19 protein-coding genes are annotated in these 21,236 nt (G+C 44.1%); 12 read left to right on the plus strand and 7 right to left on the minus strand.

Annotation, left to right across the window (positions count from 1 at the left end; translation table 11 throughout):
* Positions 1 to 2: 2 nt before the first annotated feature.
* Positions 3 to 239: a DUF3006 domain-containing protein gene (locus EO92_RS12290; protein ID WP_048162682.1), complete on the plus strand. Its 237-nt coding sequence runs from the start codon at positions 3 to 5 to the stop codon at positions 237 to 239.
* A gap of 52 nt (positions 240 to 291) precedes the next feature.
* Here EO92_RS12290 and EO92_RS12295 read toward each other — a convergent pair whose 3' ends face one another.
* Positions 292 to 477 (minus strand): hypothetical protein, encoded by a 186-nt coding sequence (locus tag EO92_RS12295; protein WP_048162683.1) that lies wholly within the window; start codon positions 475 to 477, stop codon positions 292 to 294.
* Positions 478 to 561: 84 nt separating this feature from the next.
* On the opposite strand from EO92_RS12295, the gene EO92_RS12300 reads away from it, so the two are divergent.
* Both EO92_RS12300 and EO92_RS12305 read left to right on the plus strand, forming a co-directional pair.
* Positions 562 to 1,140, plus strand: coding sequence for a TetR/AcrR family transcriptional regulator (locus tag EO92_RS12300; protein ID WP_048162684.1), 579 nt, complete (start codon positions 562 to 564; stop codon positions 1,138 to 1,140).
* Positions 1,137 to 2,627 carry an NAD(P)/FAD-dependent oxidoreductase gene (locus tag EO92_RS12305; RefSeq protein WP_048171953.1) on the plus strand — a complete coding sequence of 497 codons (1,491 nt, stop codon included), beginning with the start codon at positions 1,137 to 1,139 and terminating at the stop codon, positions 2,625 to 2,627. The genes EO92_RS12300 and EO92_RS12305 overlap by 4 nt, the downstream gene beginning before the upstream one ends.
* 205 nt (positions 2,628 to 2,832) lie before the next feature.
* On the opposite strand, the gene EO92_RS12310 is transcribed toward EO92_RS12305, so the two are convergent.
* Complete coding sequence (locus EO92_RS12310; RefSeq protein ID WP_156165818.1) at positions 2,833 to 3,225, minus strand: zinc-ribbon domain-containing protein; 393 nt, start codon at positions 3,223 to 3,225, stop codon at positions 2,833 to 2,835.
* Positions 3,226 to 3,750: 525 nt separating this feature from the next.
* Between EO92_RS12310 and EO92_RS12315 the strand changes: the two genes are divergently transcribed.
* The 5 genes from EO92_RS12315 to EO92_RS12335 all read left to right on the plus strand — a co-directional run bounded on the left by EO92_RS12315 (position 3,751) and on the right by EO92_RS12335 (position 9,328).
* On the plus strand, positions 3,751 to 4,416 hold the full coding sequence (locus EO92_RS12315) for a flavodoxin family protein (RefSeq protein ID WP_048171958.1): 666 nt from the start codon (positions 3,751 to 3,753) through the stop codon (positions 4,414 to 4,416).
* A gap of 400 nt (positions 4,417 to 4,816) precedes the next feature.
* Positions 4,817 to 5,416 carry a hypothetical protein gene (locus EO92_RS12320; protein ID WP_048171960.1) on the plus strand — a complete coding sequence of 200 codons (600 nt, stop codon included), beginning with the start codon at positions 4,817 to 4,819 and terminating at the stop codon, positions 5,414 to 5,416.
* Positions 5,417 to 5,450: 34 nt separating this feature from the next.
* Positions 5,451 to 7,505 (plus strand): BACON domain-containing protein, encoded by a 2,055-nt coding sequence (locus tag EO92_RS12325; RefSeq protein WP_048171964.1) that lies wholly within the window; start codon positions 5,451 to 5,453, stop codon positions 7,503 to 7,505.
* Between the two features lie 402 nt (positions 7,506 to 7,907).
* Positions 7,908 to 8,750, plus strand: a complete 843-nt coding sequence (locus tag EO92_RS12330) for a fumarate hydratase (RefSeq protein WP_048171965.1) — start codon at positions 7,908 to 7,910, stop codon at positions 8,748 to 8,750.
* Positions 8,750 to 9,328 (plus strand): FumA C-terminus/TtdB family hydratase beta subunit, encoded by a 579-nt coding sequence (locus EO92_RS12335; protein ID WP_048171966.1) that lies wholly within the window; start codon positions 8,750 to 8,752, stop codon positions 9,326 to 9,328. The genes EO92_RS12330 and EO92_RS12335 overlap by 1 nt, the downstream gene beginning before the upstream one ends.
* A gap of 498 nt (positions 9,329 to 9,826) precedes the next feature.
* Here EO92_RS12335 and EO92_RS12340 read toward each other — a convergent pair whose 3' ends face one another.
* The 4 genes from EO92_RS12340 to EO92_RS12355 form a co-directional block, all read right to left on the minus strand.
* Positions 9,827 to 10,699, minus strand: coding sequence for a winged helix-turn-helix domain-containing protein (locus tag EO92_RS12340; protein ID WP_048172120.1), 873 nt, complete (start codon positions 10,697 to 10,699; stop codon positions 9,827 to 9,829).
* A gap of 270 nt (positions 10,700 to 10,969) precedes the next feature.
* Positions 10,970 to 12,571, minus strand: a complete 1,602-nt coding sequence (locus EO92_RS12345) for an MFS transporter (RefSeq protein WP_052734353.1) — start codon at positions 12,569 to 12,571, stop codon at positions 10,970 to 10,972.
* 375 nt (positions 12,572 to 12,946) lie between these two features.
* On the minus strand, positions 12,947 to 13,327 hold the full coding sequence (locus EO92_RS12350; RefSeq protein ID WP_048171968.1) for a hypothetical protein: 381 nt from the start codon (positions 13,325 to 13,327) through the stop codon (positions 12,947 to 12,949).
* Between the two features lie 80 nt (positions 13,328 to 13,407).
* Positions 13,408 to 13,977: an HdeD family acid-resistance protein gene (locus EO92_RS12355; RefSeq protein ID WP_200896778.1), complete on the minus strand. Its 570-nt coding sequence runs from the start codon at positions 13,975 to 13,977 to the stop codon at positions 13,408 to 13,410.
* A gap of 730 nt (positions 13,978 to 14,707) precedes the next feature.
* Here EO92_RS12355 and EO92_RS12360 point away from each other — a divergent pair.
* The 4 genes from EO92_RS12360 to EO92_RS17870 all read left to right on the plus strand — a co-directional run bounded on the left by EO92_RS12360 (position 14,708) and on the right by EO92_RS17870 (position 19,435).
* On the plus strand, positions 14,708 to 15,229 hold the full coding sequence (locus tag EO92_RS12360; protein WP_048141018.1) for a DUF367 family protein: 522 nt from the start codon (positions 14,708 to 14,710) through the stop codon (positions 15,227 to 15,229).
* Positions 15,230 to 15,385: 156 nt separating this feature from the next.
* Positions 15,386 to 15,868 carry a TIGR00725 family protein gene (locus tag EO92_RS12365; RefSeq protein ID WP_048171971.1) on the plus strand — a complete coding sequence of 161 codons (483 nt, stop codon included), beginning with the start codon at positions 15,386 to 15,388 and terminating at the stop codon, positions 15,866 to 15,868.
* A 300-nt stretch (positions 15,869 to 16,168) separates the two neighbouring features.
* Positions 16,169 to 18,424, plus strand: coding sequence for a DNA topoisomerase I (locus tag EO92_RS12370; protein ID WP_048171972.1), 2,256 nt, complete (start codon positions 16,169 to 16,171; stop codon positions 18,422 to 18,424).
* An 846-nt stretch (positions 18,425 to 19,270) separates the two neighbouring features.
* Entirely contained in the window at positions 19,271 to 19,435 is a 165-nt protein-coding gene (locus tag EO92_RS17870; RefSeq protein WP_156161045.1) for a hypothetical protein, read from the plus strand.
* 371 nt (positions 19,436 to 19,806) lie between these two features.
* On the opposite strand, the gene EO92_RS12375 is transcribed toward EO92_RS17870, so the two are convergent.
* Complete coding sequence (locus tag EO92_RS12375; protein ID WP_048171974.1) at positions 19,807 to 21,180, minus strand: HEAT repeat domain-containing protein; 1,374 nt, start codon at positions 21,178 to 21,180, stop codon at positions 19,807 to 19,809.
* Positions 21,181 to 21,236: the final 56 nt, after the last annotated feature.

The raw sequence follows: 21,236 nt of genomic DNA on the forward strand, positions 1-21,236 counted from the left end.
AGATGGGAAACTTTAAAGTTACTCTTGACAGGATAGAGGGCAGTACTGCAGTACTGCTTTTAAGGGATGAGGAGTCGATAAAAATTGACATCCCTCTTTTTTTACTGCCTCTGGAGAGCAGGGAGGGTGATATACTGAATTTCAGCATTGTCAGAGACTCTCAAGAGACAGAAGCCGCTAAAGAAAGAGTGTCAACTTTGCTTGATAAACTTAAAAATAAAAATAAAGAGACAGACTGAATGAAACTATTTTATCGGTCTCCTTCTTCCAGATTTGAGAGAGCTCGCACATTTATTTTCCAGACTGGAGAAAAAACATATCAGCTCCTGTGCCTGTAAAATGTGTCCCTGGCTGTGGGGGGCCGGGCGGCCTTTCCCTCGTCCCGGGAACATCTCCGTTGTGGATTTCGGCCTGGTTACTTACATATCCGGTCTGTTTTTCTCTTCCCCTTCCGGAATTCGCATCATTTGTTAACATTATTTATTTTTTCACCTGGCAAATCTCTTTATACAAGATAAAATAACATATGTTATATAACATATGTTATTCAAAGGGATCTGTATGCCGCCCAAAACAAAATTTGACACAGAAGCCATTGTAGAAGCCGCTTTTGCAATCACAAAAGAAGAAGGCTTTGCCGGCATCACCGCGCGCAGCGTGGCGAAACGTCTTCGTAGTTCGGTTGCGCCGATCTATCTCAATTTCGGAACGATTGATGATTTGATTAAGGCAGTGGTCGAGCGTGTTTTTGCCCTTCTGGATGAAATATTGAAAAAACAAAAAGGGCCGGACCTTTTTGAAAACATCGGAAAAGCCAGTTTAGTGTTTGCGCGGGAGTATCCTGTCCTTTTTCGTGAACTGGTAATGCAGCAAAATCCGTACATGGCTTCGTATGAAACCTTTCAGGACGCCATGGTTGAAGCACTGGCTGAAGATGAAACCATGCGTGGCTTGACGTATGAGGAACGCAAGCGCCTGCTTTTAAAGATGCGGATCTTTCAAACGGGGCTCTCGGTCATGGTCGCAAACGGCCATCTGTCGTTCTGGATTGATGAACATGCCGCTGAAGAGCTGCTTCTGGAAACGGGGGAGGATCTCCTGCGTATACAGCAAATAAAACAAAAGGAGAGGGGGAAATGAAAAAAATAATTATCATAGGTGGGGGTATTGCCGGATTGAGCGCTGGCATCTTTGCCCAAAAAAACGGCTTTGAAAGCGTAATCCTTGAGATAAATCACAATTTAGGAGGGGAATGCACTGGATGGGATAGGCAGGGCTACCACATAGACGGATGCATTCACTGGCTTGTTGGGACAAAACCAGGAACACCGATTCATGACCTCTGGGTTACCGTTGGTGCTCTCAATGGGGTTGGAATTTACCATCCCGAGAGTTTTTTAGCTTTTGAGCACGACGGCATTATCGTACATTTTTATCGCGACCTTGACCGGCTCAGGTCCAGCTGGCTTGAACTATCCCCGGAAGATAAAGCCGCTATTGAAGATTTTTGTCAGGTGATCAGGAAGCTTCAATCGTATGAAACCCCCGTTGAAAAACCTGAGGACTTGATGACGCTTATGGAAAGAATCCGGTTGATGATCTCGTTAAAAGATGCGGGAACTGTTATGCAAAAATACGGCAAGGTCAGCTTAAAGGACTACTCCAATACCTTTAAGCACCCGGCGCTGCAGGCTGCTCTTGCTTCATTTTTACCGGAAGGTTATAGTGCCTCATTCATTTTTTTTGCGCTCGCGGCCTTTACCAGAGGCCAGGCCTCCATTCCCTATGGTGGCTCTAAGGCGCTGGCAACGCGCATGGTTGAACGTTACCTCACCCTGGGTGGAGCCATCGAAGCTCCGTGTGAAGCCGTTGAGCTGACCATAGCCCACAACAAAGTCAACAGCGTCATCTGTCACAACGGCAAAACCTTTGAAGCCGACTATTTCATTGCAGCATGCGATGCGCACGTACTTTATGAGAGGTTACTGAAAGGCGAGTACCCGGATCGCGCCTTCCAAAAACGATATAGTAACCCAACAGATTATCCGCTGGTCTCACAAATTCTGGTAGCATTAGGCTATGAAGGCACAATCGGCGCCCTTCCGCGGAGCCTGTCCTTTCCGGCGGTCCCATTTGAGATCCATCAATCAACTATCAACCGTTTAACAATGACGCACTACCGGCATGAGCCGGCATTTGCTCCAGAAGGCCACACCCTGATCACCTGCAGCATCAACCAGTTCCATGAGGATTACGAAGCCTGGAATGCCCTCGCCCGGGATCCAGAGGCCTATACCCGGGAAAAAGAGAAGATAGGCAAAGCGGTTCTCCGGGCAATTGAAACACGTTTTCCCCGGATGAAAGGAAAACTCAAGGTACTTGATGTTGCCACGCCGAAAACGTATGAGAGGTACTGCAATGCCTATCGGGGAGCATTCATGCCGTTCTCACTGACCATTCGCGGAAAAATGATGGAACATACAGGGCGAATCAAAGGCCTGGACAATCTCTTTTTAACCGGCCAATGGTTACAGCCGCCAGGGGGACTGCCAGTAGCAGTTATTACCGGAAAAGACACAATCATGAGGCTTTGTAAACAGGAAAAAAAGCCGTTTGTAAGCGTTTAACAGCCTGGTAAAATTGACTTTGTTACCTTTGCCCTGAATTTTTCTTCTTTCCTGGGGGCATATTCTTTGATATTCGCGTCGCGCTAGACATGTTTTACTAAGAGATTGATTTTGATTGAACTTGTTTCAAAATTACCTTCAACCCCTCTGAATAAATATTCCGGAGGAGATAAATAATTTTATAAAAGAACAAAAATCAGCCGATTCAGGCTTCTGCGATTCCTGCATTGATCTTTTCAGTAGTCTTGTAGGCATCGTAGATTCCAATTGCCCAAACAATCGGGTACGTGATAAATCCCACGACAATAAATATTAGAAAGCAATTAATTATCTGGACAACTATGAATAAAAACCCCTTTACAAATTCGCCGTTGTAGATTTGTCCTAACCCTGCAAACAGGAACGAAGCCACCGCCGCAAAACCAGGATTTTTTGGGGAGAGAGTCGAAGCATTATTTTTCTGTCTCACTCCACAATGCGGGCAAATTTCGGCATCGGACCTGATTTGCTTCCCGCAGGATCGGCAAAAAACGTTTTCATTTATTCCAGTCAATTTCACAACCTGATTATCCTGAAAAACACCCTCATTTTCTTCCATGAATCCAAATAATGAGAGTGTAGAATATAAAACTTTTTAATTTTTTTCATTATTTTATAATAATGATTTTTAAAAAATACAGTGACCTCTTCCTTGAAATGTAATCTTCTGCCCCTTTAGGTTCTTCACTGTTGAGTATGGGTTGAAAATCCATCAATACATTTCATCCGTTTATTCAGTTTACAACTTTTAATTTTTTGGAATGGACTTACACTGTTTCTGCATCTCCAATATAACAGACCAGCGGGCATGATATTGAAAAGTATCCTCCAGCCGAAGGAATCTATCCGCTTAAAATATGGAATCTTCATCTTGACCGAGTGCAGGAGGACCTAATAAAAAGGAGAGCAATAGGCATATAACAAAATATTATTAAATAAAGATTTTTGAGTACATTCAAAAGCTTCCCTATTATCCTCTTTCTGTATCTTCGTAATTTCTCTAACCAAAGAGTACAATAAAGTTTTAATTGAATACAGTACTGTTATTTTTGAAAAAAATTGTAATAATTCAGAGAGGGAAACTATGAAGATAGTCGGGATATCATCAAGCCCAAGAGGCAAGAACAGTAATACCTTAAAACTGCTGGATGCAGCTCTGGACGGAGCCGCAAAAGCAGGCGCTGAAGTCGAGTCTATCGACGTTGCAAAGATGAAAATCAAATACTGCACAGCATGCGATTCCTGTTATGAGACTGGCGTATGCTCAATAAAAGACGACTATAACGGTGTGCTGGAAAAGCTTCTGGATGCAGACGGCATAATCTGGAGCAGCCCGAACTACATAACAAATGTGACAGCCCAGCTCAAGACAGTCTTTGATAGAAGTCCGCTTGTTATTCATGAGCAGCTCTTTGACGGGAAATACAGCCTTTCCTTAACAACTGCAGGCAGTGACGAGCTCGATTTTGTCCTTGGCATTATAGATAATTTTATGGTACACTGTGGAGGGAACTCTATCGGAGGAGTGGGCTGTTCAGTAGCCCGGGGTCCCGAAGCAATGGAAGCAGCAATTGAAAAATCGCGTGAAATGGGTAAAGACCTTGCTGAAGCGATAAAAGAGAAGAGGCAATACCCTAAACAGGAAGCTGCACATGAAGCCTTCAGAGAACACTTCAAATATGTCATCCTTGCCAACAAAGCCAACTGGACGCACAACTGCGATCACTGGATCGAAAAGGGCTGGATCTGAATCCCGGCATTGAATTTCCGAAAAAAACGGGATCTACTTGTAAAAAAGATCTGTTTGTAAAAAAGATCTGTTAATGCAGAAATTCAGGGATTCAAATCCCTCTCCTGCATAAACTTATTTTGACTCTCCCGTATGGCAATAACAGAACCTATTGATATTTATTTCATTTTCCTTTTACTGATCAGCTACTTTTTTTCAGCCAATTTTTTCAGCCAATTTTTTCAGCCACTTTTTTTCAGCTACTTTTTTTCTGAACAATTTTTCTGCTACCCTCAAGAGTGCATATTATTATAATAATTATTATAAAAATAACTGGATTTAATATGGCGGTTAAAAGACTTTTAAGCATTTACTTGGAATTTAAAAAATTTATATCTTATATTTAAAAGAGGTCAGGGGTATGGGGGAGAAAGAAAATTCAAACGTGGAAACCGGAGTAAAGGAGAACATCGATGAACTGTGCCTAAATAATTATGAGTTAATAAAAGATGAAATCGTCTCTGCCATAATGAAAGGGGTCGAAGAAGGGGTCAAAGAAGGAGTTAAAAACGGGATACTGAGGGGACTGGATGAATGTTTTGAGATTGGATTTCTGAACGTTATGAACATACGTGAAAAAAAGATCGGAGAAATAGTGGAAGAAGTGGCTTGTGAGACTACCAAAAATCAGGTAAAGGACCAGGTAAAAAAGGAGACGTGCCCGATTTTGGAACACAGGGGAGACATGATCTGTGAGAAAATATTGAATGAAATAAAAGAAGAAAGCGAAGGGATTCCCGAAGCAGAACTGGATTTAATACGGGCCCTGAATATCAAGAAAATTTGCAATGACAAAGCAAACGAAATAAAGCAGGATGTCAGAAAAAACCTGCCACAAAACTTTGTTTCACTTGTTTTATTCGATGGAATGCTGGAAGCAATATCCGAATGTATGACTGAAAACGTTGAAAGTTGCAGCGAAAAAATCCAGGAAACTGCCAGGCAAAACAGATCTGTCTAAACAAGATATCCATCTGATTTGGTGAGGGGAGATTATGGGGGATACTCAGGATCATGAAGAAATCAAAGAACCAGTTAAAGACCTGGCAAAAGAAATAACGCAAAAGTATACCCAGGAGCTAACCAGAGAAGCAATTAAAAAAGCCATAAAAAGTAAAAGAAAGGATCTGAGTGAAACCGAAATCAAAAGGTTAGAAAGCCAGCTTAAGAAGTTGACCGACTCAGAGAAAGCCACCCGGTTCAAAGAAGCCTCTGAAGAGATATCCAGAGAAATTCTTGAGGGCAACATAACTGCCGAGAAAGCAATAGAAGAAATAAGTACAGTCCTGGAAAGCTCCCTTGAAACTAAAGTATCTTTTTTAGCCAGAGCGGCACTTTCTTTAAAAAATATACCCCTTCCGGTAAAAATCGCAATACTTATTATATTCCCCCTTACGGCTGCCATAGCTCTTTTTATCCTGCCCTCACTATCAATGTCTCCGGGCGATCTTAACTTTGATCTTAATGAAGGAGAATCCGACTCAGACCAGTTCCATGTATCAAACACCGGAGGCGGGGTTCTTTTATGGACAGCAAACTCGGACCAGCCTTGGATATCCCTGAACCCAGAAAGAGGAGCAAATGAGGGTAATGTTATCGTTCTGGTTGATGCAGAGAATATGGAAGAAGGAACGTATGAAGGGACTATTACCATAGAATCACTTGCAGGAACCGAACAGTGCCAGGTTAATCTTGTGGTTGGAAGCGAGTATCCGGGAATGATTGTAAATCCACATTCCATCGAATTCTATCTGGCAGAGGGAGAAGTAGCTTCCAGGGAATTACAGATCTCAAAAGAAGGGAGTGGAACCCTTGAATGGCATATAAGTCCAGGCCCTGAATGTCCATGGATATCCTTGAGCCGGGAAAGCGGGACAAATTCCGACACATTAACCGTTACAGCCAATACAGAAGGACTTGAACCGGGGACATATGAAGGGACCATTACAATAGAATCGAATGCAGGAACCGAACAGTGTCCGATGAGACTGGTAGTGGGAAGTCAGCCTCCTGTCCTGGCTATAGATCCTCTTTCCATTGATTTTGAATTGGAAGAGGGAGAATCTGGCGAAGAAGAACTTAGGATATCAAATGACGGAGGGGGAATGCTCAAGTGGGAAGCAAGTGCCGATGAATCATGGATAACCCTGAGCCCCGAAAGCGGGATAAATTCAGGCACTGTGACTGTCACAGTAGACACAGATAACCTGAGCCCGGGGGAAGAATACGAAGGAACTATTACAATAGAATCAAACGCAGAGAATGAAGAATGCATAATATATCTAAACGTGCTGCAAGAAGGAGAGGACAAAGAAGACCCTATTTTAGCTGTAGATCCGGACCCGCTATCCTTTAATTTCAATTTGGCTGAAGGGGAATCGGACTCAGAGGAATTCTACATATCGAATGACGGAGGGGGAGACCTTAAGTGGAATATTGTCCTTGACCCCGACTGGTCTTCATGGATATCGATAAATCCAGATGCTGGGATAAATTTGGGGACTGTTACCGTCAGCGTGGATTCGAGTGATCTGGATCCCGGGAAGTACACGGCAACTTTCGAAATTAACTCGAATGTAGGGGCTGAAGAAGGGACAGTAAACCTTACGGTATATTCGGAAGAGACGGAAGGGCCCGACCTTGTGGCTTTTCTGGAGGTCACAGGGGATGCGACCACTGAAGTAGAAGAAAATGATTATTATCTCGCAGTACCCATAAGTGTAACAGTAAGGAATCAGGGCGATGAGGCTGCTGACATCTTAAAAATATCAACAGAATACACCAACTTGTCGGGCACTTACTCGGTAGCTTTCAGGGTTCCTGGAGAAAGCAGTATCTGGTATCCTTATACAGATGCTCCACTTGCTCCAGGGGAACAAAGAACTTTCAACGGGGATGTTCTTTTCAGGGTGTCATTGGATGGTGAAACAGTCTCTTTAACAGCTGTGGCAGACAGCTGCAGCGAGGATGAATTTAAGCCTGCTTATTGTCGCGTTGAAGAAAGTAATGAAGAAAACAACCAATCACCGGCAGTAGAGATACATTTCTAATTCCAAAGAGAGCAATAAATCATCAGGCGAGAAAGTAACACACATTTTCAGAGAAGAATGAACGTTTTGTTACGAGGGAAGAACTTGATACTTTCGATACAGGAGGTGTCACTACTTTATTTTTCCCATAATACTTCTTACATAAATGCTTCTTTATTCGCCCATATATTAAGTCAAAATACCAACCCAGCTCATGCAAATAAGTGGAAACAGTTCTGAATACCCGGGCGCTCGATATTTAAACATTAAATGCAAAAGACCTTCCAGGTATTATAGCCCTTAAGGACCTTACTAGCTTATTGAATGCCTCACTAGCTCCATTACATACATACATACATTCATTACCTGCATTCATGTTTATCCATCAAATTAAAGAAATTATTTCCTTTCCATGGTGGTCTTTTGTCTTCAAAAATTAACCGTGAAACCTTCATCCGGTCTATTGCAGACCTTCTCAGAAAAGCGGAAATCGAACTTCCCGACGATGTGGTTGACGCCCTCAGGAAAGCCGAAGCTCGGGAAGAAAGCCCGGTTGCAAAGTCCCAGCTCCAGGCAATCCTGAAAAACATTGAGATTGCAAAAAAGCATGGGGTTCCCATGTGCCAGGACACAGGCATCCAGATCTTTTTTGCCGAGCTCGGGTCCGAGTTTCAGCCTGGCTTTGACCTGGAAGCTGCGATCAGGGAAGCAGTTGTCCTTGCAACAGCCGAGATTCCTCTCCGCCCCAATGCCGTGGACCCCCTTACCCGCAAGAACAGCGGGGACAATACAGGAGTCGGAATTCCGGACATCCACTGGAAACTCGTGCCCGGAAAACAGCTCAGGATCACGGTTGCTCCGAAAGGTGCAGGCTCGGAAAACATGAGCGCACTCAGGATGCTGAATCCCACCGAGGTTGGTAGTATCAAAAACTTCGTGCTCGAAACAGTGATTAATGCAGGCGGAATGCCCTGTCCCCCCCTGACTCTTGGAGTGGGGATAGGAGGTTCCTTTGACAAAGCCGCCAGGCTTGCAAAAGAAGCCCTTCTTGAACCTCTCGACACCCGGATGAGCAGCTTCGAAAAAGAAATCCTTGAAGCGGTAAACGCTCTCGGGATTGGCTGTATGGGCCTGGGAGGCAGCACAACCGCCCTTACCGTACATGTGAAAACCGCACACTGCCATACTGCTTCCCTTCCTGTTGCCATAAACATCCAGTGCTGGGCGAACAGGCATGCTTCAATCGTGTTCGGGGGGGAGGAATAATGGAGTATCACCTGCAGACCCCACTGAAGATTGAGGATATTGAGAACCTCAACGCCGGAGACATAGTATATATCTCAGGAGAGATCCTGACAGCCCGGGACGAAGCCCATGCCAGAATTCTTGAAATTGAAGAAAAAGGAGAAAAACTTCCTTTCTCCCTCGAAGGAGCCGTAGTCTATCACTGCGGCCCCCTAATGCAGCAGACCGAAAACGGCTGGAAAGTCGTCTCCGCAGGCCCCACAACCAGCGGCAGGATGTCAAAAATGACCCCTCCTCTCCTGAAAGCCCACAATGTTCGGGCAGTTATCGGAAAAGGCGGAATGAAAGGCGTTGCCTCTGCACTAAAAGACAGATGCGTCTACCTTGCATATACAGGAGGCTGTGCAGCCCTTGCCGCCGAACTGATAAAAGAGGTGAAAACCGTCCACTGGCTTGACCTTGGTATGCCTGAAGCTGTCTGGGTGCTCAGGGTTGAGAAATTCGGGCCTCTTATTGTAGGAATTGACACAAAAGAGAAAGATATTTTTGCAGAGGTAAGAGAAAAAGCTGAGAAAGTGTATGAAGGGATGCAGAAGTAAAACCAGCTCTCTAAAGTGGTGCAGTCCTAAAGTGATGTATCTTAGGCAGTACATTCTTCCCGGTCTGCACAGGTTGTCTCAAGTTGTCTCAGGTTGTACCGGCTCTCCCGGCCAAGACCTGAGAAATAGTTTCTTTGCACCCTGAAACCGCTGTTAAATTCTCAGGTAAATATAAGCGCCTCCGCCAGCTTGTCTGGCGGCCCCTCCCAAAAAAGAGAGAAATAAAAAAAATCTGCAAAAAGTGAATTTCAGTATTACTTAATTCAGATGTCTATTTTTCACCATCACAGGCTTTGTAAATTCTACTTTTTCCTTTTTTGTCTCTTTTTGTTTCTGGCTTCTCTTTTCACCCTCTTTTTTCTTCTAATTTTTGGGCAAGACCACTCTCCTGCGTCGAGCGGGACAAGATCGACACGATAAAGTGAATATGGTTGTAAAGCTCAGATAGATATTATAGTCTGCTTGAGCGAAGTGAGATAAAACTCATGATCCCTTAAGCTAAACTTGGGTGGGACAGGTGCTTTTAGAAAGGCTTTTGTCATCCGAACCTTCTCCCCTGCTGGCTTCAAGATATAACTGGTTTGACGGCTCAGGCCCAAGAGGTTCAGCCAGAACCCTGAAATGTTCGAAAAGTTCTTTTCCCCACTTCACGGCTTTTTCTCCGAAACCGACCATACTGTTGTCCTCGCCGTCATCCACTTTCCCTGATGAAAAGTACGTTAGAACCATTGTATCGGTTACAGCAACGGTAGGAGGAGTAATATCGTTATCCAGGACATATATGTCAGAGTTTTCAAAAAGAAGCAGTGTATCAATTTCTTCTTTAAACTCTTCTGCGAATTTTTCAAATATCAGTTGAGTAAGTATGACCGATACCTTCAGCCCTTTTTTTGCATGCTCTGCACAGATGGCCGGGTAGCTAAGATCAGGGTATGAAATAATAAGGAAAATCTGTTTTGAGCTGCAAAAAGCTTCAGTCACTTCCTTATACATTGAAGAAGCATCATCGCCGTAATAGCGGGAAGGGAAATATGCCATAAGTTCTTCCATTAGCTTAAAAAATACGGGGGAAATTCCACCGGGCTTAACGCCTGGACAGTAATCGTAATCGTCCTCAAGCAGCCTGAAAGCTGTTACAAGAGATTCCATTCTTCGAACAAGGATTTTTCCCGGAAGGGAGAGGCTGTATACCCTATCTTCCTGAACAACAAGCCCGTTTTCATTTAACCTTTTGAGCTGGAACAGGATTGCAGCCGGATTGGTGCCAAGTTTGGAGTTGATTTCTTCGATGGTTCTGGGCTTCTCTTTTAGAAATAGAAACAGATCTGTCTTCCTGGAAGACAGGAGAACTGTGACCAGAGAAGAGCTCATCAGTTTTACTGCAAAAGCTATGGATATATAGTTTTTCTTCAATAATATTATAATTCAAGTATAAACGGAATAATTGCGGAAGTAAGGGAACAGGCTGGAAAAGTGCTTGCAAAAATAAAGGTGATGAGCTAAAAAGATGAGCTAAAAAGATGAGCTAAAAAGATGAGCTAAAAAGATGAGCTAAAAAGATGAGCTAAAAGGATGAACTAAAAGGATGAGCTAAAAGGATGAATTAAACACCGGACTCAAATCCAGAGCTCAAACACTGTTTCATTCCTGCTGGGAGACCAGAATTTCGGGCGGCAGGAAGATTGAGGCGATTATGCCGAAGATTACGAAAATCACCAGTCCCCAGAGAGAAGTTTTTATCCCCTGAATGCGGGCGATTTCGTTAATCCTTAAGATTTCCTGTGTAAGGTCAGGAGGGGCATCTTTCAGGACAGCCTGAAGTTCTTCATCGCTCAAAAAGCGCACATTCTCTTCTACTGCCGATATCAGGTCGGGCTTGAGTTCCTCCGGAATGACAGGGCTTTCTTCGATCATGGAAATAGCTCCAACTGCCAGGCCTGCAACAAGGATAGAGCCCATCAGGGCAGTCCCGAGCGCCATGCCGAGGTTCTCGGAAGTGCTCATCAGGGCAGCCGTCTCGCTTGTCCTTTCGGAAACTACCTGGGAAAGTACGAGGTTCATCACCTGGGACGCTATGAGCCCTCCGCCTATTCCTATTAAGGCAAACCCGATCATCAGACCGAGCCCTCTGACCTCCACATCAATGGTTGCGATAGACAGTAGAAGCCCTGCGATAATCACGAGCAGTCCGGACTGGATGATGCGCTTCGGGGCTATAAAGGCAGATAACCGGGACGCTGCTAGCGAGGCAATTAAAAGAGGTATTGAAAGGGGCAGGTAGACAAAGCCGGTCTGCATCGCGTTGAGGCCCAGGACGATCTGGAGGAAGAGGGCCATGCTGAACAGGAAACCTCCAAAAAGGAGGGTCTGGACCAGCTGGATGAGGATTCCCGATGTGACCCTGCGGTCCCTGAGCACGTCGAGCTTTATGAGCGGCATCTTCCCCCGCGTAATGACATAGCTTTCCCAGGCGACAAAGCAGAGCAGGATAATACCTCCTGCTGCAATGAACACCGGAGTTGGGGAAAGGCCGAACGGGGAAATTTCAATCCCTGCTATGGAGAAAGTCTGGCGTGCATTCCACCAGCCGTAGGTTCCTGCCAGCAATATGCCAAAAACGATAAGTCCCAGCCCCAGCGCAGAGAAGATCGATCCGACTATATCCAGCTTCGGCTTTTGTTCGATCTCAAGGGGAGCATCCAGAATGTACCGGCTTAACCACAGGACAAGGAGCACGACCACTACCTCTCCGGCAAAGGCAAGCCTCCAGGTGTATGCAGTTGTCAGCCAGCCTCCGATGATAGGTCCAAGAGCAATTCCGCTCGCAACGATTCCCCCCAGTATCCCATAAGCCATGGCACGGTCCGCCCCTTTGTAGTTTGAGGTCACGAGGGTCTGGATGGCAGGCATGACAAGGGTTGCCCCAAGCCCTTCAAGGATCGACCAGCCCACGAACAGTACACCTATTGTCGGGCTGATTGCCGTCAGGAACGAACCCGTCCCGTATATCACCAGTCCGAGCGTGAATGCCCGTTTTCTCCCGATAATATCCCCTATCTTTCCTCCGGTGATCATCAGTGAAGCCATTATGAGTGCATAAAGGGTAATGGCAGCCTGGACGGTGGTGACGTCCGTATTGAAGTCACTGATAAGTGTCGAAATCGAGACGTTCATAATAGTCGTATCAATAACGAGCACGAACATTGCAAGCAAGAGTGCAACAAGTACAATCTTCTTTTCCACAGTAACCACTTCAGAATTGGAATAATAAGGGCAGCCTGATTACACCCTGGATAAGATGCTCCTTCATGGCAGTTCTACCCGGAAAAACTGGTAGATCTACTCAACCGATAGATCTACTATCAACCGGTAGGTCTACTATCAACCGATAGATCTACTATCAACCGGTAGATCTACTATCAACCGATAGATCTACTATCAACCGATAGATCTACTATCAACCGATAGATCTACTATCAACCGATAGATCTACTATCGTTACTCACCGGTTAAGATATTCTTCATACCGCGATGGGTCCTGGCAAAAAGGAAGAAAATGAAATCCGAAGCTCTTTTCCATTTTTGGGATCATTATCGTTTGCTGTCAGTTGAATATGTTTAATCATGCCCGAATGCTCCCCTCACCCCCGGAAGCATAATATAGATGAGAATAAGGGAGTTCAGAATAACTGAAATGTTAACGTCATACCATGAACCTCCGGTAACCAGCACCACAAAATCCACGCACAAATTAAATACCGAAATAACAGCCAGAAACATCCAGGCCTGCGGATCTACCTGCCAGAGCATCTGAGCCAGCCACACCCATATGTAGGCAAGCAGGCCGTACAATAGTGCATACCATAGGTTGAAAATACGGATGTTCAGAGGCCCCAGAAAGGGTAAAAATCCAAGAAACCGGAGCATTACAATACTGTTTAAAAACGCCAGAACTACAGCCACAAGGGCCAGAAGAGTAACACCGATAGGTCTTTCCATATTCCTGTCTCCTTATTTTTGTCTCCTTGTTTTTGTCTCCTTGTTTTTGTCTCCTTGTTTTTGTCTCGAAAACTCCTTCTTCAGGTTCGCATTTTTAGTCCTCCGATGACTGCCCCCATTCCCCCGACAATAAGGAAAAATCCGAATATCCACGGGAGAAACAGGGCTCCTGCCAGAGAGTTGGTTAGAAGGAGTATGCCGAGAATTATGGTCAGGACACCAAGGATTCCCATTCCCCATCCTCCTCCCTTAAGTCCCCAGACAAGTTTTATAGCCCCATTGATAATAGCCCATGCTCCTATGAAAATAACGAAGAATGTGAGAACTATGAAAGGGCTGAAAATAGGGTACATCAGTATAACGATTCCTGCAATAATGCCCAGGATACCTGAAAGCAGTTTCCATAACCGATTCCCTGAGAATATAAACGCCCCTAAAACGGAAAGAATTCCCCCTGCCAGCCAGAAAAGGCCCAGGATCTGTAAGAGATAGATAGTGGTTACTGCAGGTTTGTATAAAAGAAATAAGCCAATAATAATAGCAATAACCCCTTCTAGAAGAACTACCCACCAGGGTGCCTGCAGTATTTCATACCCCATCTCTTTATCAGCATCAATTGGCTGTTTTATAACATCAATTGGTTGTTCCATATAATTTATCTCCCCAATTTATTCAGTGCTTCAATCGATAATTCTCGCTACCAGAATACAGGTGTGAGCACAGCTAAAGAGACATCACTCATCCTGAGCAGGAAATTCCTGTTTCAGGATAATTTCCGGCACACTCAGGAATAGCCAGAGTCAAAGAAAAAATAGCCTTCCCCCTCCACAAAGAAGAGCAATTTCTTCTTTCCGGGGCAGTTCATTAATGAAATTCACATCTGTACAGCTTACCCTTAATTAATCCCAAATAATCTCGTTGTAAAAGGTGCTGATTGAGTGCATCTAATTCCATCATTGAAAGCCCGGATATGACGCAGGCTGAAATAAACTATTCATTTATCACTGCAGCATATGAAGACAGGATTCTTTTGGGATCTCAAATTCAATGTTAATTTCAATGTTAATTTCAATATCAAGATTAAGATTAATCCCCTTTCCCCATTCGACAGAAGACGAAGCAGTGATATATATAAATTATATACAAATCATCAGATATAAACAAACTTATTATTAAATCTCAAAATAAAGGCTCTTTTATCCGGGAATAAAGGCTCGGTACCCACACACAAAGAAAATGAGAAAAACAGGTAAACAAGAAAACATATAAAAGAGAAAAATAGGTAAACAAAGAAACATATAAAAGAGAAAAACAGGTAAACAAAGAAACAAGTAACAAGGAAACTGTTTAAATAGAATCCCATATTCCAGAGGATCAGTGATGAATCCGACAAAAAACCGGGATATTCCCCTTTATATATACCATGCCGGGCAGTGTGACCCGAAAAAGTGCACAGGAAGAAAAATGGCTCGCTTTGACCTTGCCCATATGTACGATAGGATTTCAAGGCTGCCTCGTTCAGCGATTCTGCTCGACCCTATGGCAGAAAAGGCCTTATCTCCTGCCGATAACCCCGGAAAGGGGATTATTGTACTTGACTGCTCCTGGGAAGAAGTCGAAAGGGTTTTTCCTGAACTGGAAAAGCTACACCTTGAACACAGAGCTCTTCCCTATTTGCTTGCAGGCAATCCTGTGAACTTCGGAAGGCCCTTCAAACTCAATTCTGCAGAGGCATTTGCAGCATCCCTGTACATTTTTGGATATAAAGAGCAGGCCGAAAAAGTCATGTCCAAGTTTAACTGGGGGCACAGCTTCCTTGAACTGAACAGGGAACCGCTTGAAGAGTATTCAACCGCAAAAAACAGCACTGAAATTGTGGAAATGCAGAGCCATTACATCTGAAGGCGGCTACATTTAAGAGAAAGGCAAAAGAGAAAGGTAATTATCCCGGAGAGAAAAGCAATTATCCCGAAGCCACTCAAATAAAGGAGCGCAATCTGACCGGATTTCAATTAAAAGGGCTAAAAGGACTAAAAGGGCTAAAAGGAGTTATGTACAGTGAAAACGTCAGTAAGAAAGCAGATCGGGGTTATAGGAGCCGGGACCTGCAGCAGTGAGACCAGAGCCCTTGCAGAAGCTGTGGGAAAAGAGATTGCAAAAAGGGGAGCTGTTCTTCTTTGCGGAGGCCTTGGAGGAGTAATGGAAGCAGCAGCGTGTGGAGCAAAACTGGAAGGAGGAATAACCCTGGGAATTTTGCCCGGAGCACTTCGGGAGGAAGCAAATCCCTGGATAGATATAGCCATTCTCAGCGGAATGGGGCATGCCAGAAACGCCCTTATATCCCAGTCCTCAGATGCTCTTATTGCGATTTCCGGGGAATATGGGACTCTTTCGGAAATAGCTCTTGGCCTGAAGATGGGAAAGCCGGTGGTATTGCTTGAGTCCGGATGGAAAATCGAAGGCACAGAGAGCGCAAAAAGCCCGCGGGAGGCTGTAGAGCTTGCTTTCAGACTCATTGAAGAAGGGAATAAAGAAAAATAGAGAAGAGGTATAGAGAAGAGATATAGAGAAGAAGTGTGAAAACCTTAAGTAAAAATTCGGAGTAAAAATAGTCAGGTAAAAAGGAAAAACAGGTAAATCAGGAATACCTGAACCTGATTATAATTACGGATATCAGAATATTTAGAGATTTGATCCAAAAATATATATTGCAAAAGGAAACTTCAAGAATTAGGAGGCAGGCTTCGACTCAGACTGGCATAAATTTAGGGGTACGCCAGCATTCCTCCACAAAATGTAATGAAAGCTGTACTTACAAGAAAAGTTATACCGGAGTTTTAAATGCACCTTATCGTAACGGAAAAAAATATAGCAGCAAGGAGGATAGCTGCGATTCTGGCTCCAAAAAGTCCTAAGAAGGAAAGAGTCAGCGGAGTAGATGTATACCGGTACGAGATCGGATCCGGCGAAACCAGGCAGGAGACTGCAGTGGTAGGGCTTTCCGGCCATATTGTCGGGATAGATTTTCCAAAAGAGTATAACAACTGGCAGAAAGTTGATGCTAGAGCCCTGGTCGACGCCGAGATTACAACAACTCCAATTAACCGGAAGATAGTGACTGCTTTAAAGAGCCTGGGAAAAGAAGCAGAAAGGGTCACGATTGGAACTGACTACGACCGGGAAGGAGAACTGATAGGAGTCGAAGCCCTCAATATCATAAAAAAGGTAAATCCGGATATCCCTTTTGACAGGGTCCGCTACAGTGCAATAACCCCGAAAGCAATCGAAGCCGCTTTTGCAAATCCCACAAATGTTGATTTTAATCTTGCAGACGCCGGGCATTCAAGGCAGGTCATTGACCTGGTCTGGGGCGCAGCCCTTACCCGTTATATTTCCCTGTCAGCTGGCAGGCTTGGGAAAATGTTCCTCTCGGTAGGAAGGGTGCAGTCGCCGACCCTCTCACTTATTGTTGACAGGGAAAAGGAAAGGAATCTATTTGTCCCGACTCCTTACTGGGAGATCCACGCTGAACTTGAAACCGCATCAAAAGAAACCTTTTCCGCACAGCACTCAACTCGCCGCTTCCTGGACAAAGAGGAAGCTGCAAAGGTGTTCAAAAAACTGGGGAAAAAAGCGGAAGTAAAGGAAATAGAAAAAGGGACAAAGGTCGACCAGCCCCCTACCCCATTTAATACTACAGGCTTTATCAACGCGGCAAACTCTATAGGGCTCAGCCCCTCAAATGCTATGCGCATAGCTGAATCCCTTTATACTAACGGATACATTTCATACCCAAGGACAGACAATACGGTTTATCCTGATACTCTGGATTTGAGGGCTCAAATTGAGATTTTTAAGGAAGGGCCTTTTAAGGAGTATGCAAACGCCCTGCTTGAGAAAGCCGAACTTGTCCCCACGCGCGGGAAAAAAGAAACAACAGACCACCCTCCTATCTATCCGGCGTCCCTTGCAAAGAAAACTGACCTGAAAGAAGAGGAATGGAAGGTCTATGAGCTTGTGGTCAGGCGCTTTTTTGCAACCTTTGCCGGACCGAGCACCTGGGAGACTCTGCGCCTGAGACTCGATATTGAGGAGGAAGAGTTCAGGGCAAACGGAGCAAGGCTGCTGGAACACGGCTGGCGCTGGTATTATCCCTACAATGCCCCTGAAGACAGGCTATTTCCGGAACTCAGGGAAGGAGATCCCCTGAAAGTAATAAAGAAAGAGATGCTGGACAAGGAAACCCAGCCTCCTGGACGTTACGGGCAGGGCAGGCTAATCAATATAATGGAAGAGCTGGGGCTCGGCACAAAGGCTACCAGACACGAGATCATAAGTAAGCTCTATTCCAGGGCTTATATCCACGGAAACCCGGTACAGCCCACAAATACTTCTTTTGCCGTAATGGATACCCTTGAGAAGTATTCCCCTACGATTACAAAACCGGATATGACAAAGCTGCTTGAAGAAAATATGGACCTGATTGCAGAGGGCAAAATCAAGGAGGAGGCTGTCCTTGAAGAGTCCCGGGAGATTCTGAAGCAGGTCTTTTCGGAACTCGACAAAAACAGGGATAATATCATAGAGTCCCTGCAGGCAGGCCTCAGGGAAGATAAAATAATAGGCACCTGCTCAGCATGCGGAAACGACCTGATGATCCGCCGTTCGAAGAGGGGAAGCCGTTTCATAGGCTGCAGCAATTACCCTAATTGCACTTTCTCCCTGCCCCTGCCAAAGAGCGGGCAAATCATTGTCACCGATAAGTCCTGCGAGACTCACGGGCTGCACCATATCCGCATAATCAATCAGGGAAAACGAGCCTGGGACCTTGGCTGCCCGCAGTGTAATTTCATCGAGTGGCAGAAAACCCAGAAGGAAGAGCAGGCCCAGCAGCCGAAAAAGGAAAGACCGAAATCCATCAAGGATATCGAAGGCGTGGGAAAAGCAACCGCAGGAAAACTCGAAGAAGCAGGAATAAACAGCATAGAAGCCCTGATAGAAGCCGATGCAATTGAGCTTGCGAAGCTTATAAAGGTCACCGTAAAGAAGATTAAGAACTGGCAGATTTCATGCGGCAGCACAGTTGAGGACTTGTGAAAACGGTCCTCATATAATGTTTTTTCATTTTTATTTATTTTTTAGAACTCACCCTAAAACTCAAAATAACTTCTCAGAATCCTGAATTTGGAATAATCAATCGAGTTTCGGATCATGAAAAACAGTTCTGAAACTTTACTGATTTAGGAATGAAATTGGTTTTGGGACGAGCTCAAATAAAAATTTTATTGTTAACCTATACAATTTCATTTTCTTCTTTTACGAAAAACAAATAGAATACGCAGAATGTCAAAATGAAGACGAGAGTTAATACAATAAGTGATCCCGTATGATTTGGTTAGAGGGACCTACAGCAGATGAGCTTATAACAGAACTTATCATGTTTTTTTAAATGTTGAATACCGTTAAATATTTTCCTTACCAATACTCCCTCCATGTCTTATTACTTTCCGCATTTCTCCGGAAGCAGCTTAATATTTAACCTGTTGTTATCCTGTATCAAGCTCTGAATATGAACCGCCTGCTTATGAATATTCTCATTTAGCTTTTCTATCTGCTCAGCCTTGGTGTGCAGCTGATCATAAAGTACCTGGACCTGAGTTTTCAGGTCTTCGATTCTTGCCTTTTGTTCCTGTGATACTTCCTTATCCTGAAATGTATGCTCCTGTATGTCACACTGCCTTATTTTGCCGGCTTCTGTATGAAATTTGCCCTTTTTCGATTCTCTAAACTTTCAGCAAATATGTGAAACTTACTTTTTCCCATACAATTTGAAGAGAATACAGAAAACTCGGAGAATATATTGAACAAAAGATGAAACTATTTATAGTACCTAACTGTTTTATAATTATTAATTTGTAAAAAAAATAACCAGAGGTTTATAACTTGGCAACCAAGAAACAAAAGGCAGCAAAACGCGAAAAGATGGATAAGGAAACGAACGACAAAATTAAAAAACCAGTTGAGGAAGTTAAGGAATCAAAAGACAAAATAAAAGAACCAGATAAGAAACAAGATAAGAAACAAGATAAGAAAGGAAAAGGAAAATAAAAAGAGGATATTTAACTCAGGCCTTCCTTTTTCATCTTATCTATAAACCATTTTTTGCATTCTCGAATATCCGAAAATTAAAAAATAGCTTTCTGGGTATTTCTGTATTTGTTTTTCTATTGCTACAAACTGATTCTTTTACACTTTCCTGTCCCCAAGGGATTTAATTTTATCAAGTATTCTTTATGAATTTCCATGCAAATACTCTAAAATCCATGCAAGGAGCATATCAGTCCCGAAAAAATCGAAAAGGCTTCTGAAGGAAGCCCCTCAAAACTACATCAGATATGATACAGAAACCAATATAAAGGGAATGGATAGAGAGATAGAGTATCATACTCCTCTCCCTTTCTTTTCTGGCATTGCTTGCCTTATTCCGAAACCTCGAAGCTTGAATTTCCGATGCTTTTTACCTTTTCCAGTGCAATGCCGGATTTCTCAACTTTTTCGAGAGCCTTTGATGCAGCTTTTCTTACGGCAGTGTCAGGATTCTCAAGTGCTCTTGCAAGACCTGAAATTGCTTCAGGCGTGCCTATTTTTTCGAGTGCAGAGATTACCGCTTTATGTATCAAAGCCTCAGGGTCTTCAAGGACTTTTATCAGTTCAGGAACAGCTTCTTTTGCCTTCAGGTCTCCAAGTGATGCTGCCGCCGCCTCCTGCACAGTACTTTTTGTATCATGGAGAGCTTTCAAAAGCCCTGGAATAGCTTCTGTTTTTCCTGTCTTTCCAAGTCCCAGAGCTGCAGCCTCCCGGACCGAATTGTCAGTGTCATCAAGGGCCTTAACCAGACCTTTAACGGTTTCAATCGTCCCGATTTTCCCAAGGGCACTTACTATTATTTTCCTTACAGGACCATCGTAGATATCAAGGGCTTTTACAAGGCCCAGAGCGGCTTCAGGGGAAGCGATATCCGCAAGTGCATCCGCAGCCCGGCTTCTCAGATACCAATCTGAATCATCAATCTCCCTCAAAAGGGCGGAAACGGCTTCAGGTGTGCCTACTTTCCAGAGAGCTTCTATTGAAGCCTTTCTTACGTTTCTGTCAGAAGAATCCAGTGCCTTTACAAGAACGGGTACTGATTCTGATGCACCTATTATTTTGCGGAGGGCTTCTGATGCCGCCTCCTGTACTGGTTGTCTTGAATCCTTCAGTGTTTCCATTAGATTTGTAAGGACATCCGGATTGCCTCTTTTTCCAAGGGTTTCGACAGCTTGCTGCCTTACCCTGTTATCCGGGTCTTCAAGCGCTTTTATAAGCCCGCAGGCTGCTTCATAAGTATTTATTTTCCCAAGGGCCATTATTGAGATTTTTTTCAGGGGGCTATCTGAACAACCAAAAGTTTTCGTAAGCCCTGAAACAGCTTCTGGAGACCCAATTCTCATCAGAGCTTTTACCGATTCTTTCTGTACGAACTTATCCGAATCATTGAACCCTTTAACAATTCCGGAAACTGCCTCTGGCGTGCCTATTTTTCCGAGAGCAATTATTGCAGTCTTTTTGACAGAACTTTCAGGATCGGCAAGCATTTTTGTCAGCTCCGGTACCGCTTCAGGGTCATTAATTGTTCCCAGAGCTTCTGCAGCAGCAGTTTTTACCTTCGGGCTGGAGTCTTCAAGTGCTTTAAGTAGAATGGGAACCGCATCAGGGTCTCCGGTTTCCCCCAGATCTTTTGCAGCAGCTGCCCTGTTCCCCGCGAAAACAGAGCGTTCTACCTTCTTTTTCAAATTCTTTGTATTCTCATTCATTTCTTTCCATCCCCAATAAATGTAAAGACCCATCTATAAATCTTGAAAAATTTCAG

Source organism: Methanosarcina sp. 2.H.A.1B.4, from assembly GCF_000979385.1.
GTDB lineage: Archaea > Halobacteriota > Methanosarcinia > Methanosarcinales > Methanosarcinaceae > Methanosarcina.

Coding starts and splice junctions, on each gene's coding strand:
- EO92_RS12290 (WP_048162682.1), top strand. CDS start 3: ATGGGAAACTTTAAAGTTACTCTTGACAGGATAGAGGGCAGTACTGCA.
- EO92_RS12295 (WP_048162683.1), bottom strand. CDS start 477: ATGTTAACAAATGATGCGAATTCCGGAAGGGGAAGAGAAAAACAGACC.
- EO92_RS12300 (WP_048162684.1), top strand. CDS start 562: ATGCCGCCCAAAACAAAATTTGACACAGAAGCCATTGTAGAAGCCGCT.
- EO92_RS12305 (WP_048171953.1), top strand. CDS start 1,137: ATGAAAAAAATAATTATCATAGGTGGGGGTATTGCCGGATTGAGCGCT.
- EO92_RS12310 (WP_156165818.1), bottom strand. CDS start 3,225: ATGGAAGAAAATGAGGGTGTTTTTCAGGATAATCAGGTTGTGAAATTG.
- EO92_RS12315 (WP_048171958.1), top strand. CDS start 3,751: ATGAAGATAGTCGGGATATCATCAAGCCCAAGAGGCAAGAACAGTAAT.
- EO92_RS12320 (WP_048171960.1), top strand. CDS start 4,817: ATGGGGGAGAAAGAAAATTCAAACGTGGAAACCGGAGTAAAGGAGAAC.
- EO92_RS12325 (WP_048171964.1), top strand. CDS start 5,451: ATGGGGGATACTCAGGATCATGAAGAAATCAAAGAACCAGTTAAAGAC.
- EO92_RS12335 (WP_048171966.1), top strand. CDS start 8,750: ATGGAGTATCACCTGCAGACCCCACTGAAGATTGAGGATATTGAGAAC.
- EO92_RS12340 (WP_048172120.1), bottom strand. CDS start 10,699: ATGAGCTCTTCTCTGGTCACAGTTCTCCTGTCTTCCAGGAAGACAGAT.
- EO92_RS12350 (WP_048171968.1), bottom strand. CDS start 13,327: ATGGAAAGACCTATCGGTGTTACTCTTCTGGCCCTTGTGGCTGTAGTT.
- EO92_RS12355 (WP_200896778.1), bottom strand. CDS start 13,977: ATGGAACAACCAATTGATGTTATAAAACAGCCAATTGATGCTGATAAA.
- EO92_RS12360 (WP_048141018.1), top strand. CDS start 14,708: ATGAATCCGACAAAAAACCGGGATATTCCCCTTTATATATACCATGCC.
- EO92_RS12370 (WP_048171972.1), top strand. CDS start 16,169: ATGCACCTTATCGTAACGGAAAAAAATATAGCAGCAAGGAGGATAGCT.
- EO92_RS12375 (WP_048171974.1), bottom strand. CDS start 21,180: ATGAATGAGAATACAAAGAATTTGAAAAAGAAGGTAGAACGCTCTGTT.